17 protein-coding genes and 1 pseudogene are annotated in these 15,842 nt (G+C 36.2%); 9 read left to right on the forward strand and 9 right to left on the reverse strand.

What is annotated here, in order from left to right; genetic code table 11:
* The 4 genes from IE867_RS05850 to IE867_RS05865 form a co-directional block, all read left to right on the forward strand.
* A partial coding sequence (locus IE867_RS05850; RefSeq protein WP_225629974.1) for a transposase occupies positions 1-615 on the forward strand: 615 nt, incomplete at its 5' end.
* Between the two features lie 46 nt (positions 616-661).
* Positions 662-2,449, forward strand: coding sequence for a hypothetical protein (locus tag IE867_RS05855; RefSeq protein ID WP_192483841.1), 1,788 nt, complete (start codon positions 662-664; stop codon positions 2,447-2,449).
* Between the two features lie 10 nt (positions 2,450-2,459).
* Complete coding sequence (locus tag IE867_RS05860) at positions 2,460-2,894, forward strand: hypothetical protein (protein ID WP_192483842.1); 435 nt, start codon at positions 2,460-2,462, stop codon at positions 2,892-2,894.
* Positions 2,895-2,914: 20 nt separating this feature from the next.
* Positions 2,915-4,387, forward strand: coding sequence for an SGNH/GDSL hydrolase family protein (locus tag IE867_RS05865; RefSeq protein WP_192483843.1), 1,473 nt, complete (start codon positions 2,915-2,917; stop codon positions 4,385-4,387).
* A gap of 63 nt (positions 4,388-4,450) precedes the next feature.
* On the opposite strand, the gene IE867_RS05870 is transcribed toward IE867_RS05865, so the two are convergent.
* The 3 genes from IE867_RS05870 to IE867_RS05880 all read right to left on the reverse strand — a co-directional run bounded on the left by IE867_RS05870 (position 4,451) and on the right by IE867_RS05880 (position 6,553).
* On the reverse strand, positions 4,451-4,819 hold the full coding sequence (locus IE867_RS05870; protein ID WP_192483844.1) for a hypothetical protein: 369 nt from the start codon (positions 4,817-4,819) through the stop codon (positions 4,451-4,453).
* On the reverse strand, positions 4,812-5,078 hold the full coding sequence (locus tag IE867_RS05875) for a BrnT family toxin (protein WP_192483845.1): 267 nt from the start codon (positions 5,076-5,078) through the stop codon (positions 4,812-4,814). Before IE867_RS05875 ends, IE867_RS05870 begins: the two co-directional genes overlap by 8 nt.
* A 302-nt stretch (positions 5,079-5,380) precedes the next feature.
* Positions 5,381-6,553: a hypothetical protein gene (locus tag IE867_RS05880; RefSeq protein WP_192483846.1), complete on the reverse strand. Its 1,173-nt coding sequence runs from the start codon at positions 6,551-6,553 to the stop codon at positions 5,381-5,383.
* Between the two features lie 629 nt (positions 6,554-7,182).
* Here IE867_RS05880 and IE867_RS05885 point away from each other — a divergent pair.
* On the forward strand, positions 7,183-8,421 hold the full coding sequence (locus tag IE867_RS05885; RefSeq protein ID WP_192483847.1) for a hypothetical protein: 1,239 nt from the start codon (positions 7,183-7,185) through the stop codon (positions 8,419-8,421).
* Between the two features lie 29 nt (positions 8,422-8,450).
* Here the strand turns inward: IE867_RS05885 and IE867_RS14640 are convergent, their stop codons facing one another.
* The 6 genes and pseudogenes from IE867_RS14640 to IE867_RS05915 form a co-directional block, all read right to left on the reverse strand.
* Positions 8,451-9,332 carry a helix-turn-helix domain-containing protein gene (locus IE867_RS14640; protein WP_225629975.1) on the reverse strand — a complete coding sequence of 294 codons (882 nt, stop codon included), beginning with the start codon at positions 9,330-9,332 and terminating at the stop codon, positions 8,451-8,453.
* A gap of 210 nt (positions 9,333-9,542) precedes the next feature.
* Complete coding sequence (locus tag IE867_RS05895; protein WP_192483848.1) at positions 9,543-10,433, reverse strand: PAS and helix-turn-helix domain-containing protein; 891 nt, start codon at positions 10,431-10,433, stop codon at positions 9,543-9,545.
* A gap of 16 nt (positions 10,434-10,449) precedes the next feature.
* Positions 10,450-11,367, reverse strand: coding sequence for a helix-turn-helix transcriptional regulator (locus IE867_RS05900; RefSeq protein ID WP_192483849.1), 918 nt, complete (start codon positions 11,365-11,367; stop codon positions 10,450-10,452).
* Between the two features lie 114 nt (positions 11,368-11,481).
* Positions 11,482-11,694, reverse strand: a pseudogene (locus IE867_RS14970) (hypothetical protein); the annotation flags it as partial.
* A 61-nt stretch (positions 11,695-11,755) separates the two neighbouring features.
* Complete coding sequence (gene arsH / locus IE867_RS05910; RefSeq protein ID WP_203249663.1) at positions 11,756-12,535, reverse strand: arsenical resistance protein ArsH; 780 nt, start codon at positions 12,533-12,535, stop codon at positions 11,756-11,758.
* Positions 12,536-12,609: 74 nt separating this feature from the next.
* Positions 12,610-13,305 (reverse strand): response regulator transcription factor, encoded by a 696-nt coding sequence (locus IE867_RS05915; RefSeq protein WP_192483850.1) that lies wholly within the window; start codon positions 13,303-13,305, stop codon positions 12,610-12,612.
* 261 nt (positions 13,306-13,566) lie between these two features.
* Between IE867_RS05915 and rpsP the strand changes: the two genes are divergently transcribed.
* The 4 genes from rpsP (at position 13,567) to rplS (ending at position 15,796) form a co-directional block, all read left to right on the forward strand.
* On the forward strand, positions 13,567-13,824 hold the full coding sequence (gene rpsP / locus IE867_RS05920; protein WP_117001349.1) for a 30S ribosomal protein S16: 258 nt from the start codon (positions 13,567-13,569) through the stop codon (positions 13,822-13,824).
* Between the two features lie 302 nt (positions 13,825-14,126).
* Entirely contained in the window at positions 14,127-14,657 is a 531-nt protein-coding gene (gene rimM, locus IE867_RS05925) for a ribosome maturation factor RimM (protein ID WP_192483851.1), read from the forward strand.
* Positions 14,658-14,671: 14 nt separating this feature from the next.
* Positions 14,672-15,415 (forward strand): tRNA (guanosine(37)-N1)-methyltransferase TrmD, encoded by a 744-nt coding sequence (trmD, locus tag IE867_RS05930; RefSeq protein ID WP_328706691.1) that lies wholly within the window; start codon positions 14,672-14,674, stop codon positions 15,413-15,415.
* A gap of 33 nt (positions 15,416-15,448) precedes the next feature.
* Positions 15,449-15,796, forward strand: coding sequence for a 50S ribosomal protein L19 (gene rplS, locus IE867_RS05935; RefSeq protein ID WP_117001346.1), 348 nt, complete (start codon positions 15,449-15,451; stop codon positions 15,794-15,796).
* Positions 15,797-15,842: the final 46 nt, after the last annotated feature.

Below are 15,842 nucleotides of genomic sequence, written 5' to 3' on the forward strand. Positions count from 1 at the left end.
CTAATTAACAAGCTACATGGTATTTTCAATAGTCTAGGTTATAAGCTAAAGAAAGAGACTCTTACCACCCAAAAGGGTCTTAATGGCTTGTTGCAATATGATTTAGACGAACTCACCAAGCTTGAAGTAAGTATATTCAAGCAGCAAATTGAGCAATTAACCCAAGGAATTAAACAGATGGATATTCTATTGCAAGGTGCTGGGGAGAAGCTATCTGGTTTTGAAAATATTAACAGCATAAAAGGGATTGGTCAGAAGTCAGCTTCAATTTTGCTTTCTTGTATTGGTGATATTAAAGACTTTGAAAATGCGGATAAGTTGGCTGCATATTTTGGTATTGTGCCGCGAGTATCTAACTCAAATGAAACGGAACGTAGCGGTCGGATTACCAAACGAGGGACAAAATTGGGCAGAACGACACTTGTTCAATGTACTTTGGTTGCAATTAGATACAGTGATTTCTTGAGATCTTTTTATGAGAAAATTAAAGCCAAGAAAGGTTCAGGTAAAGCAATTATAGCGACAGCTAGAAAGCTGTTAAAAACAATTTATTTAACACTTAAAAATAATTGGGTTTTTGAAGATTTCCCCAACTATGTTTTGAGAAAAAATTAAACATTTAACCAACTGAAGAGTTGAAAATTAACATAGGAGAATGGAAATGATAAGGAATATGGCATTAATTACATTAGCAATGATCTCAGGTGTAAGTATTAGCAATGCGACTGAGCTTATTAAACAATATCAAATGATCCGTCATCATATAGAGGGTGATCAAACGAATATCATGCAGTCCAAATCACTTGTAGGCAGCCCACTGGCGGTGATTGACTATGCTGAGCTTGGTGTCGGTGTCATGCCGCTAGATAATGCATTAGCGGCGGTTAATTGTATCGAATTACCCAAAGATGATGAGGTTTCCTTTGGTGTCTCTGAAGGGAGTCTGAGCTTGAAGTTTATAAAAGAAGAAAAAGAGCTTGCTCAAGAGCTTAATATCAACTCAACAATTAAAGGTAATTATGGATTATTATCGGGCAGTTTACAGGCTTCTTATCTGAGTTCACAGCAAAACAAAAGTAATGCATTAAGGCTTACTTTTTTATCGAAAACCTATCGCAAAGTGCGTTTAAATTCACCTGTGAAACTCAATCAAGATGGTCAGATGTATCGCCAGACACCACAGCTATTTGCAAAACGCTGTGGTAGTAGTATTGTTGTTGGGCAGTCATTAGGTTCATATTTGTTAGCGTCAATCAATATCGATATGGAATCTTCTGTTGCTATGAGTGAGTTTAAGTCGCAGCTTGATATCAGCTATGCTACCTTTGTTGATGCATTGATGAGTGTCAAAGCAGCATCAAAAAAGCTTGGTCTTAAGACGAGCATTAGCATTACGATTAAGCAAGTTGGCGGCAATCCATCATCAATTAATTCGATTCTAAATAAAGCGGGTGTTAAGGACGGATTTTTATATTGTAATGCTGATAATATGGATAAGTGTATTGGGATTGCTAATGCGATTATGGAGTATATTGCTGATGATAAAACAACCACGGGTTATTCGTATCAGTTACAGCAAATTGACAGAGCAAAAACGTATTCACAATTAAAATCAGCAGGTGCAGTTAATATCGGGTTACCTTCAGAGATTGACAGTAGTAGTATTGTTGAAGATGCGAAAGCACCAGAGTATTTTGATGAAAAATCAAAAAAGCTCTTTGATGTATACAATGCGCAGGCAAGCATTTATTCGGCAGCACAAAGTTTATCAAGTCTCACAGAGGATGGTAGTGATCTGCGTCGCATATTGACTCATTTTAAAGAGATTGCCAAAAGTAATATGACGACCATTGAGCACAATTTAAATCAATGTATGGGTGAATCAGGTTTTGATCATTGTAATGCGGATGTGAAGCTTGCCACATATGATAAATCCTCCCTTAGTGCACTAGAGCTATTTAAGCATGTCGGTGTGTTAAAAAATAACTTCAAACAATATGCGCTTTATCCATGGACATCATTGCTACCAAGTAATCAAAGTTGGATTGTGGCCGTGAAAAATTCTGTTGATCAAGCCGGTGCAAGTGCTCAAAAACGAGTGTTATTATCCGGGGATTTTGGCACACAAAGTAATTATATTTATCAAGGGGTCGCACCCGTTGCTAAGCTTGGCAAGCGTTATGATAACCAAGATTTCTATGCACAGAATGCAGATGAATTTAATTTCAATGGTCATTATTACTATTTAACCTTTGATCAGTTATCACAAGATGGTTTGCAATTTGAGGCACCAAGTTTGGGTATCAATGGTCTTCCAACAAAGAGTGCCACGGTTTATTTATGGGACCCTGACAATACTTATGGCTATGGAGGGTTGATGTCATTTAATTATCACTACATCAAAAACAATAGTGATTATCAGGATATTATCGAGCATATCGTCAGTTAAGGAGAGCAAAATGAAGATAAAACATATATATAGTTTGGGTTGTTTGTTACCTGTGGCAGCCTTGGCAAATGTTGGTATTGATGTCACGGTTAAAAATAATTGCGTTAACCCGATTGAGGTGACAGCAAAAGAAACGCACTTAAAAAAAGTTATTGCCCAAGATAGCGAGGTGTCATTAGGGCAAATTGCAACAGCAAGTTACGATTCACCACCGTTAAATGAAGAGATTACAGTTAAAGAATCAGGAGATTCTATTATAAATGTCATTGGCAAAATCCGCTTGAAATTAACGCCAGGGCTGTGGACTAATACCATGTATGTTGCCCCTTTACAAGGTGCGCTGACGATGTCTGTTTATGATTGGTGGACAGAAAATCTCAATGAGACATCAACTTGGTGGAATCGCCCAAGTGGCACGCCAAAAGTACGCATCAATGTTTGTTAAAATCTAGGAAGGAGTCATATATGTTTCGTACAAATAAAAAAACATTATCAGCTGTTATGGCATTATCTTTAATGGGATGTGCAGCACTAAGCAATGCGGATGCAAGATCAGAATTAATCTTAGAGAATAATTGCCCTTATCCAGTGACTTTTAAGCTAGATGGCGATAATGCCGGATCAAGTTTCAGTACAGAAGTTTCACCCAATCAATATTACTTAGCGGGTAGATATACCAATAGCAATACGTTTAGCCATACGACTTCAGATATTCATATATCTTTTGCACCTTCTATAGATGCCAAGGCGCGATCCGGTAGCGTTCAATACTTGTTAAGTAATGATTGGACAAGCAATAATGCAATCTTTAAGAAGCTCAATGGTGAGATTGAGGTTGAACATGGTAATCTTGCTCAGGATTATCAAAAATCATGGCATAGCTATACCTTGTCAGGGAACTATAATATTCCAAGCTTTACCGTGTCTGCTTGCTCAAGTGCATTAGCTATCAAGGGAAGTGCGCTTGAACATGTCAATCGTGTCTTAATTTTTGGCGATAGTTTAAGCGATCAAGGCAATATTTATAAGTTCTCAGGCGGGTTAATTCCGAAATCCACCCCTTACTATACTGGCATGTTTTCTAATGGCAATGTATGGGCAGTGCAGCTTAAAAATATGCTTAAGCCTTATGGCGTTGAAGTGAGCAACTACTCGGTTGGTGGTGCCACGGTTGTATTGTCACCAAGCTGGGCAAGCCAAGGCTTACCTTATAATCTAGCGGCAGAAGTTAAACTGTATCAGTTAGATAAGCAAAGCTGGCCACAAGGTGAGAATAAACTGGCAATCTTCTTTATTGGTGCAAACGACTATCTCACCGCCGATAAATCGATGAGCAAAGAGGCAATGGATCATGCGGTGAGTCAGGTTGTTGGTAAGATTATTTCCTCAATTGGCGAAGTTGGTGCAGATAATGCATTAATTATTGGATTGCCAAATTTAGCATTAACCATTGAATCAAAAGAGCTAGGCAATGAAGCTGTGTTAAGTTATATGAGCAACCTACATAACACTTTATTAAAGCAGTTTGCAGCGTCTCAAAGCAATGTTAAATTTATTGGTATTGATGAAATGTTTGAATCCATGTTAAAAGACCCAGAGCAGTTCAATCAAACCTATCACACGCGACTAGACCCCAAGGTGATAGGGCAATCTTGTTGGCAAGGTGGATATTTTACAACACATTTAAATGCCGAATCTGAGGATCCAAATGCTTTTTATCGAATGTTGCTAATGAAAAATGCAACGGGTGAAAATAATCTAGAATACATTAATAAAGTGCCATTATCTGCTGATATCAAAGCAACAATTATGGCTTCAACCAGTGGACAAATGTGTAATGACCCATGGCGCTATGCTTTCTGGGATCATGTTCACCCAACGTATCAGGTACAAAAAGCACTGTATCAGTATGTAATGCATCAGATTGGGGTTAAATAACTTGAGAATGCCTATATGTAAAGCTCAATGATAGTCAAGGTGCTAGTGTAGTTCATTTTGATGCTAGTATTTGTGATGAGCGCCATTTTGGGTAGTTGACTGCTGAAAAGCGCTTTGGTTGTGAACAATGGCAAGCTTGAAGTTCCCATCAACATATTGCTTCATCAAGAAATTAAGTAATGTCTGGTAAGGCAAGCCTTCATGCTCAGCCTTTTCTTTAAAAGCAGCAAGCGTTGCTGGATCTGGCTTAAAAGAAATTGGCTTTCTGACTTTTTGCATGGTTGCCTTAGCCATTTGCTCAAGCTGTGCTTTGCGTTTTGTAAACTCATCCTCTGTGATGGACTTGTATTCTCCATGCTTATCAGCTTGCATAATAGTTTCTTCAATGGCATCAAGCGCTTTTATATTATTTTTTTGGGATGTATTACGCATTTGTATCGCCTCCAAATCGTTTAGTTTGCTTACGGTCTGCATAAGCGGTAATCAATCTTAGATTATTGTTACGCTGTTCTGTGGCAACAGAGTAAACATAGTCATCAATACGAACGCGCAGAATGCTTTGATTAGAATGGTTAACATTATCGTCAATCGCTAGTAAATCACCATTTTCAATTGCCGCAACAATCTGTTCAAATGAAATATGTCTTTCTTGTCTGAGCTGTTTATTTTTCTTTTCATCCCATTCAAACATTTAAGGCTGCTGTTCTTTAGTACCTATGATTATTTTAGTAGATACTCAGTATATATCAAGAGGGTTTAGTGTGAAGCAAGTTTTGAGCTAACAATTCGATTAAGGCTAATGCCTCGTTCAGTAGCTGTAATTGCAAGCTTTTACATACTCGGTGGGAATTGCTGGAAAAAACTAAGGATGCTGATTCGTTTCAAAAAAATGAGACAGATGCTACTATGGGATAGATGTGCCATTTATGGAGCGGTTACAAATAAATGATCACTTTGGTTTTGATGTGATGGATTTGTTTTAATGAGTATACTTTAAATTAGTCGGAATCGCGCTTTATTAAGCGTGAATTGATGATAAAATTTTAAAACAGGGTTTATATCATTATTAGTTTTCTTCATTTGGCTATAAATTAATTGAGCTTGTTCATAAGATGGTTCCTCACCAAAATCCGTACTGATTTCACTTAATGTTGTTGCAATTTGAATCCATTGAATATTACTGATAATGTCAGTAATCAGATCTTTTCCTCTGAAAATATGATGTTCAAGTAAGCTAGAAGGTAAGTTTTGACTTGAGATAAATGCATCTGACTGCTGAGGGTCAGGAATAACAAGTGTGTCTTTTTTCTTAATACGTATGAGTACAACATCACTTCCTTGAAGATATTTTGTGGCATAAGTCAAAAAATTATCTTTTAATCCATATAGATCAAAGAAATATATATGCGTAGCACACATATAAGCTTCGGCATTCCATTTTAACTTAGCCAATACCATACAGGCTAGAGCAAAGGTAGAATTAGGGTTATCATATATTAAGGTTTGTAATATACTTTGGCGTTTTTTATTTTCTTTTACCATCTCATACAGCCTCATGAGGCTGATGCGAGCATTTTTAATTTTATTTTTTTTAAATGCGGGAAGGGTGTCAAATGCTAATCGAAAATGTTCAATTGAGTCAGTAGAAAGCTGACAAAAAAGGGTTAAATCAAGTGGTTTTACTTTGTTTTGTTCAGCTGATTGTTTATTTATGATAGTTTGTTGAATATCATATTCAAATTTATTGAAAAGTTCAGCGATATAGTCTGAGCAATAGAGTCCATTTTTTGCTAAGTTTTGTAGATTTAAGTCATAAGCATCATAGTTTTTAGCAATCTTTTCAAATATTGAGTTATCAATAAATTCGCATACTTTATAGTTCAGTTCACTTGTTGTAACGTCTGAATTTATAAATATTTTACTGGCTTTTTGCAATAGTTGATTATAATCTGCCTGTACTCGTTTGTATCTACCTTCAGCTAACGCGCCATGTTCATTTTCACGAAGTTTAAAAGTGCGGTTGTATGACGTAGTAAGTCCAGAATGTTCTATGAATTCTCTAAATGTTGATAAGCGAGTAATATGATAATAATAATCATCACGTACTTTTTTATTTTTGGTATAACATAACCATTCAGATGGTATTTTTTTATAATTAAAGGACATAAATAACCTCAAAATTTAACTGTAAACAAATGCTTTCATGATGTTGAGTGATGATAGCTAGACTAAATATCCTACTTCTTTGTTGGTTTTTATAATAACTAGTGATTTTCCTAATGTTTTTAGGTTATAGATTGATGTTGATACACTTCATTTAATTGGTACTTTTACTAGCTGTTTTTATTTGATCAGAACTTATAATTTTACGTATATGGATTTATCTAGAGAAGTATATTGGAGATAGCATATATGCTAAGCAGTAGAGATATTAAAAAAATGGCAGACACAGAAGGAAATGGCGTACTTGGTAGTGGTGGCGTGTGTAGGGCATTAACTACCCATGTGGTTACGAGACTTATATAAATTAGGATTAGATTCATCTAAAGAGGGCTACTTTCTTATTCTTTATGAGGGGCATGCGGTTGCTGCATATAAGAGCCATCGGTTTTTTAAGTCAGATGCATGCTTTTTTTATGATCCAAATATGGGAATATATTATGGAAGCTCAGTCAGTAAGTTGATTTGATATGTAAATAATGAAATTGTTACAATAGACCCTAATTTCAATACAAATATCACAAAAATTCTTAAGTTTGTTTGGTAGCAAACTAGTGGTGAGGTAAATATATAAAATGAGAAAAGTTATATCATATGAGCAGCCATCAGGCTATTGTTTTGGGATTTCAAACTATTTTTTACAACAAGCTGCTTTACATGAAGGTAAGTTATTATTCATGAATGAACAGGAGGTAAACGACTTTATTACTCGTGTTATTAAAAGGCTTAAAAGATTAAATAGCTCATATTTGCGGATGATTCAATTAACTGAAGCACGAGAGGATACCTTAGGGTTTGGAGAAAGAAGTTCAAACTTAAGACAAACAATTAGTCACTCTCAACATTTTACAGGTGGAATTACTCGTAAAAGGAATGAGTTTTCAACAGCATTACCAGTTAATGGGGGTGGATTTTGGGGGAGATTGACAAATTCAATAGAGCTAAGTACTGCAACATCTTCTATTGCTCTTTACAATTATAACCCAATGAAGATGTATATATTATCCTTTAATGATAACTATGGCCATACTGGGCATGCCACAGCTATTTTATCAATCTTATTGGATTCAGGCATTGAAAAAGTATATTTTTTTGACCCTAATCAAGGAGTCTATGATATAAATAATCATAGGTTATTTATTGATAATCAAATCCAACTTCAATCAGCAAATGGAACTTTAAATCTTAATATTGCAGCTTTGCTAAATAACAATCAAAGAGATCTCATAGGTATTGAATCAGCACTATCAACTACTAAAAAAGTAACAGCAATAAACGTTTTTTTAAAACAAATTGAGATATCATCAATTCAAGATGTTAGATGGAACAATTTTGATTTTATGTTAGGTCATTTACTTGAAATGCTTAAAATTTTTGAAGCAACGACCACTACTGAAGTCAAACAGAATAAGCTAAAAAACTATATAGGCTCGATAGTCAGCCCAATAAGACCTGCTTTGGCGCAATTAAAGCAGCGCTATGCTGCCCAACAGCTATCGATAGCAGGTGAGAGGTATATGTATACTTTGCTATTACATTTAATAGCATATGCTATTGGTGCAAGACAGGAGTATAAAAGGCTTCCTACAAATAGTTATTCATCTTTAGCTTATGAGATGGCTTATTATGCTTATCGAATAGGGATGTCGTTAAAGTTGTTAAATAAGTCGCATATTTTACCTGATAATGTTGACGTTGGGTATGTTTTAGAGGCCGCTGCTCGGTTATATAAAAATGCTAATGGCCTGTCTCATTTAGATACCCTAATAACTTGTCAAAAGAATCAGCTTCTTTTTAAGGTCAGAAGTTTGTAAGTATTATAAAACTCAGCTGTACCTTTATTTTAAAGACCAACATCCCTCTCAATAAAATACCCATGAAACTTGCCAATTAAAAAGGCAAGTTTTGTTAATTTGTAGCAGCCAAATTTTTGTTTGATATTGGCAATATGCCATTCAACGGTTTTGCGTGATATCCCTAAGATAGTGGCGATTTCACTGCTAGATTTCCCTTCGACAAGCCAATTTATACATTCCATTTCACGCGTCGATAAGTCGATATTGGCGTCAGTGGCTCCTGTGGTTTGTGCATATTTTACAAAAAGACTTTGATGAATGTCGCGCAGATTCATCGAAAAGCCGTAAAGCTGATTATTTTTATGATGCGTTGCACAAAGCATGGTGTTGTGAATGAGTTGGTTATTGTCGTTACGATATGCTTGCTGCTCAATAAAATAGTAGGGCTCATTTTCATTTTTAGTAAAGCAAAATGTATCATGCTCACGAAATTTATGCGCTGATTCACACCACGGTAAATCAACATCTTTACGCCCAATAATGCTTGTTGCTCTGGCGGCTTGTGTATGATATTCATTAGCATACAAATAGCTGCCAGATTGATCCTTAATAATTACTGAAGCTGGTAGATGCGCAATCAGTTGCTTTATCGTCTGTCTATCATCATGGTTACGCTTTTCACGCTTCACAACTTTAACACTAATATAACGTTCGCTAATGCCTTGATGGTGCTGATACCATCTTAATGTGAGTGTTTCATCCGTCGTATTATGATAACTTGTAAGCTCATTGTGGGGATGTGTTAGTAGCTTTTCAATGTTATCAGTAGCATGAGATAAGTTGATTGGTAAATCTAACAGCATCTTGGCGTAGTCATTATAAAATGTAATGTTTAAGTTTGGTGTGCTAATAATGAGTGGAATATGCATATTGTCACAGAACGAAATAATAGTCTGTCGAGTGTCCATAAATTAAGTGTGTGGGTGATATTTTTGGCGGATTATAGGTGGAAAAAAGTGGAGTGTAAAATTTATATAAAAACCTGTAGAAAGCTTGCTATAACAGCCAATTGGTTGTGATCTTTTCAAGATTATGAAAATAATAGTTGTAGTAAATATTCTAACATTTTATCACTTTTATTATTTTATAAAGTGGGCATGATATTTGCCAATCATAAATGCTAATTTACTGGTTTTATAACAATTTAGTTTGCGCTTGGCATTATCCAAATGAAATTCCACGGTTTTATGGGATATATTTAATTGACTGGCAATGGCTGATGCTGTGTGACCTTGGACCATGAAATTAACACAGCGAATTTCTGATTCGGTTAGGTTGATGTCAATATCAGGCGCATCTGCTTGAGCAACCTCAGATGCCAATAGTGCCTCATGTGCTTTGGACATATTAAGGGCGGCACCATAAATATAATCTTGACCATCGATAGTGGTATAAAATTTCATGGTGAGAACAAGTGCGTTATGCACGTGCTCATACACAAAAAGGCTGGATTTGGTTTGTAAAAGTTTTAAATCATTCTGTGCTATTTTATTACCGTCTTCGTCACCAAAAGCATCATAGTGTGAACGTCCAATAAGAGAATCAAACCCAGCTAATTGATTATGGTATGCATTACTATACACGTAAACACCTTGTGCTGTTTTTATAAAGATTGATATTGGTAATGCTTCAAATAGATTGGTAAGCCCTTGGTGTGTATTTTTCAAATATTTAGTAACGATGCGAATACTAAAACAATAATATTCATGATCGCTACTAAGCAAATCCCAGCGCAATTTGAAATCATACGTTTTGTTGGTAATCATACTATAGAAAGTCTTACCTTTAGCGAGTAATTGGATATCTGCAAAGTTTAGATTGATCTCTTGTTGTAGTGAGTCATCAAAAATATGTGGAATATACAGATTATAATATGCTACAGAGAAATCATGTCGACATACGATAAGCGGAATTTGCATATTTTGACAAAAGTCGATATAACACTTTGTGGTAGTTGTTTTATTGATCATAGCATTACACGAGATATCAATGTTTAACAAAGTTGGTGTGATATTTTCCTAATAAAAATGCAAGGCTTGATGCTTTTTTACAGTGCAACTTTTTTCTAAGCTTTGCAAGATACCATTCAACTGTTTTTTGTGAACGATTTGTCAGTTGGGCAATTTCCCAAGCACTTTTACCTTGAGACATCCAATAAGCGCATTCAAACTCCTGTGGCGAGAGTGATGTATCATTGACATCAATTGGAATTTGTTCCATTTGCTGTAAAAGTTTTGTATGAATAAAGCTAAGATTGATTGATGAGCCGTAAAGATCTAAACCATCACTTGTTTTAATTGATAAGAACGTTGTTTTTTTGCTGTCAATGGTAACGGTTTCAAAAAAGTAATTCGGTGCAATATCGCTAATAACCTTATAATCATTTTGGGTAAGGCGCTCGGCATAGTCATACCAGATGAGCTCATGATCGGTTTTATTGTTGATGCTTTTCACACCTGCAAGGCGGCATAGGTAATCATTACCGTACATATAAATACCTTTTGCATCTTTCACATAATTGGCAATAGGAATTTCCTTGGCAAAATGTTTTAAAATTTGCCGATAGGATTTAGGCAGCTTCATAAGTTCAGCGATATTAATACCTATCCAATAGTGGTTTTTAGATTGATAAATAACATTCAAGCGTAACGTGACCACTTGACTGTTTGTTTCATGTGTTATGTATTGGGTGCCTAAACGCGATAAACTTTCAAATGAAATTAAGCTGTGAAATTCATTTAATGGTAAATTAATTAGATCAAAGTTTGCTGTGGTCTTAATGGGTTTTCCCAAATCGTTATAGCAAACAGCAACGATATTTAGTTTGTAACAAAAATCCTCAATATTTTCTTCTATACTCACGCTCGAATTGCTAGGTACCCCATGAACTGTAGCAAAACTCATAAAAAAGCTCCTTATTTTGTGATTAAAGCAAACTCATTTTGCTGTTTCTTTATGGTATGTTGCCATCGGCTTATGATCCACTGGGAAAAATACTGGGAGAAGATAGTCTATTGGTTATGCAACATTTGTGCTTACCAATAGACTGTAACTTTTAGCATATCTTCTTCCTAATTTCTTAAGGGAAAGGTGATCAAAATGAATGTTATCTTCATTAGCCAATAACAGCATTGATGAGGCAATACTCAGGTTGTTGGTTTGTTTTGCAGCTAGATGTAGCTGTTGATTAACGGTTGTGCTAAAAGGAAATCGATGATCTAGAAAACTCCCGAGTTCTCCTGTAAAATATCAATGATAGAAATACGTTGATACGCCATTGATATGCGTTTGTTTATGTTAAGCTTTCTGCTGCACTACGCCATTGAGTAGTGACTTCTTTGGCTTGGTTTTTAGTGTCTTCTTGTTCGCTATAGCGATCGTGTAAAAAATCATGCTTGCCTTGAAAAAGCAGACAGTATTTGAATAACTCCTCCATCACATCAATCACACGATCACGGTAATTAGATAACTTCATAGTGCCATCATCATTAAATTGCTTATATGCCATGGCAACAGATGACTGATTCGGGATTGTGATCATTCGCATCCATCGACCAATCGTGCGCATTTGTGTTAGTGTATTAAATGACTGAGATCCACCATTAACCTGCATAAGTGCAAGTAGTTTTCCTTGGGTTGGTCTAACGGCATCAATGGATAATGGCATCCAGTCAATGACATTTTTCAATACAGATGATATTGAACCATGTACTTCAGGGGATACCCATACCATTGCATCACACCAATCGATAAGCTGTCTTAAGTATTGCACAGATTCAGGCAAAAGCGTTTCATCAGGTGATTGTGTCAGTCCAATATCCGCCAATGGTAATGTGTGAGGATGAAATATTTTAGCTTCAGCACCAAAGGTGCTAATAATTCGCATGCTTTCTTCTGCCAGTAGGCGACTATATGAAGTGGTACGTAATGAACCATAAAGAAATAAAATGCGTGGCGCCCTTATCTGTTCATGATTTTGGTATAAGTGATGTCTAACGGATGTAATACTATGATTTGGTAAAGTGGCTTCAGTCATATCTTGTTCTTTATTATTTGCTTGTTTTAAGCGCATATTAAAGCAATCATTATCGAAGTCACTATGACGGAAGAATGTCACGGGTTTTTAGTCGATTTTTCTCGTATGTTTTAAGACAATAATCGCTTTAAATCTTTGTGTGAAATAAGAAAGGGGACGGGGATTGTTCGATGCATTTGCTTTTCTTCGACCAGAAATTCGGTTAATTGTTTCTTGTGTCCGTCAAATTGCAATTTGGATTTTGCGCGATAAATATAATCATCAATGGTTTTATGACTTAAATGGTAAAAATAGGCAATTTGCTTTGATTTAAATCCTAATGAACTTAGGTACAAGATCTCAAACTCCCGAGGTGTTAATGCGTCAAATTCAGTCGTTAAAATGAGTGAAACTTCACCTAAGGCACAGCTTTTTACTGATTTTAATTTCATTGAAAGTAAAATAGCAAGCTCAGTAATTGCCGCTTGTGACAATGCCTTCCAACCCAAGAAATCTGTACCAATAAGCGTATTATCTTCGTATTTAGGCGAGCGTTTAAAAATAACACTTTGTAAACCGTTGTGATAATAGTGGGTGTCTAAGCAAAATAAAGATGTATTCAAACGCTCAATCATTCGATCTTGATAAATAAAATGATCAGAACAGCCAAAGACAGAGGATTCACTATCAGAGCGCCCAATAACATGATCTGATGAACCATAAAGTTTAGCGCAATGCTCACTTGCTTGAGTGTATATTGATTGCTTGTCTTTTGATCCGATACAGACAAGCTCTTGTGTTGAGATTAAACCAGATGGTAAATTCATAGTCCAAAAGCAAAGTGTTAAATAATGTGTATATCATATCAAAAGTGGGACTTGTTTGCATGAAATATCTTCAATTCACATCTATCCTCAATGATTAGTTCCATAAAGTAAATTACATAAAAATAAAAACTAAACTTCAAAATCACTGGTGCCTACGTCAAAAGTAAGTTAAAATGCGCCCGTTTTTGTGTTTAGCACAAATTCGTTTAGCACAAATTCTAGAGCAACAATAATTAATATAGAAAATTTTGGAGAATAATAATGGTCGTAATTCGTATGGCTAGAGGCGGCGCTAAGAAGCGTCCTTTTTATAGAATCGTGGTAACAGATAGCCGTAAAGCGCGTGATGGTCGTCCTATCGAGCGTGTTGGTTTCTTTAACCCATTGGCAAAAGAACATGAAGAGAAAGTACGTGTTGATCTTGAGCGTGTAGACTACTGGTTAGGTACAGGTGCTAAGATGTCTGATCGTGTCACTTCTATTGTTAAAGAAGCGCGTAAAGCAACAGTACAAGCTTAAGTAAAAAGCACTAAGCACGCTAAGTGCTTATGTCGAGTTTTTTAAGAAACGCCAATCACGCTCGTATTGTTGATTGGCGTTTTTGTTTTATACCGCTCGTAAATCATTTTGTGGTGTTCAATGTCGAAGAAGTTTTTGATGCTTGTGGGTGATTGAATTGCAGGTAATAGCTGGGACTATTGCCAAAGTTAAATCACCCACAAGGGCTTAAAATTCAATGGCAGAAATGCTATAAAATGGTTTATGGGCGGTAGTATGTATTTTATTTGTTTTAAAACTGATTGCATAATAAGGTTGTTAACATGTCACAACAAGATAATGCACAAAGTGATGAAATGATCATCATTGCCAAGGTAGGTGCAACATATCGTTTAAAAGGCGAATTAAAACTATATGTCTTAAGTGATTCGATTGAAACGGCGTTGTCTTATGGTCAGTGGTATATCAAAAAAGCAAGTGATCGCACGTGGGCAGTGTTAACAGGTGAGTCTGTCAGTCGCATAGGTGATAAGATTGTGATTCAATTTGCCGATGCCAATGTTAAAGAGATTGCAGCGAAATATACCAATGCTTTAATTGCTGTGCCAAGATCGGTGTTAAAAGAGACAGCAGAAGATGAGTACTATTGGGTAGATTTAATCGGTATGCAGGTTGTCAACAAAGAAGGGCAGTCATTTGGCAAGGTTGATGATATTTTAGATACAGGTGCCAATGAGGTGCTTTGTTGTAAACATAAAGATCAATCGTATTTAATCCCTTTTGTGAATGACTATGTTATTGAGGTCAATAAGGATCAGAAGCGAATAACCGTTGATTGGCAATACGACTATTAAGAGAAAGCACAATGATTAACTTTGCAGCGATTACGATATTTCCTGAAATGTTTGATGCGATTACCCAATATGGCGTTTCAGCACGCGCATTTCAGCTTGAAAAAGCGGGGTTTATGACCATTAATCCACGTCAGTTTGCAACCAATCGCTATCAGACAATTGATGATCGCCCTTTTGGTGGTGGGCCTGGCATGGTGATGATGTATGATCCACTGCAAAAAGCCATTCTTGAAGCCAAAAAAAGATTGAACAAACCCGCTAAAGTTGTATACTTGTCGCCGCAAGGAAAACCCTTAACTCAAAACTTGGTTAAAGAGTTTGCTTGTGAAGATGCTTTAATCTTGCTTTGTGGTCGTTATGAAGGTATCGATGAGCGTTTGATTGAGCGTCATGTTGATGAAGAAGTTTCAATAGGTGATTATGTCTTAAGCGGTGGCGAGCTACCGGCAATGACATTGATTGATAGCATCGTGCGTTTATTGCCTGGTGTATTAAATGATCAAGCGTCAGCTGTTGAAGATTCATTTTACGATGGTTTATTAGATTGTCCGCATTATACGCGCCCTGCAACACATGTCGATGCAGGTGATGTACCCGCGGTACTGTTATCTGGAGATCATCAAAAAATTCATCAATGGCGACATCAACAAAAGTTGAAACGCACTTTTCTACGGCGTAAAGAATTGATTGAGTGCCTATGTCTATCGAATGAAGATAAGCAATATCTTGAGCAATTAGCCCAAGATGAAAAACAATAAATGTGATAGAGAATGCACAATTAGGAGAAAAAAATGAAGAATAAATACTTAGAAATGGTTGAAAATTCACAACTACGTACTGACTTACCAACATTCCATCCTGGTGATTCAGTAACGGTTAACGTATGGGTAAAAGAAGGTGATAAAGCGCGTATTCAGGCGTTTAAAGGCTTCGTACTTGCGATCAAGAATCGTGGTATCAACTCTGCGTTTACTGTACGTAAAATGTCATCTGGTGAAGGTGTTGAGCGTACATTTCAAACACACAGCCCAATCATTGACAGCGTCGTTGTCGAAAGACGTGCTAAAGTTCGTCGCGCTAAGCTTTACTACATGCGTGGCTTGACTGGAAAAGCAGCAAGAATCAAAGAAAAAGTATAATTTTCAAGGTTGGCATCGCCAACCTTTTTTGTTTTTATGACTTGCT

The sequence above is a fragment of the Cysteiniphilum marinum genome, assembly GCF_014857925.1.
In the GTDB taxonomy this organism is placed as follows: Bacteria; Pseudomonadota; Gammaproteobacteria; order Francisellales; family Francisellaceae; genus Caedibacter; species Caedibacter marinus.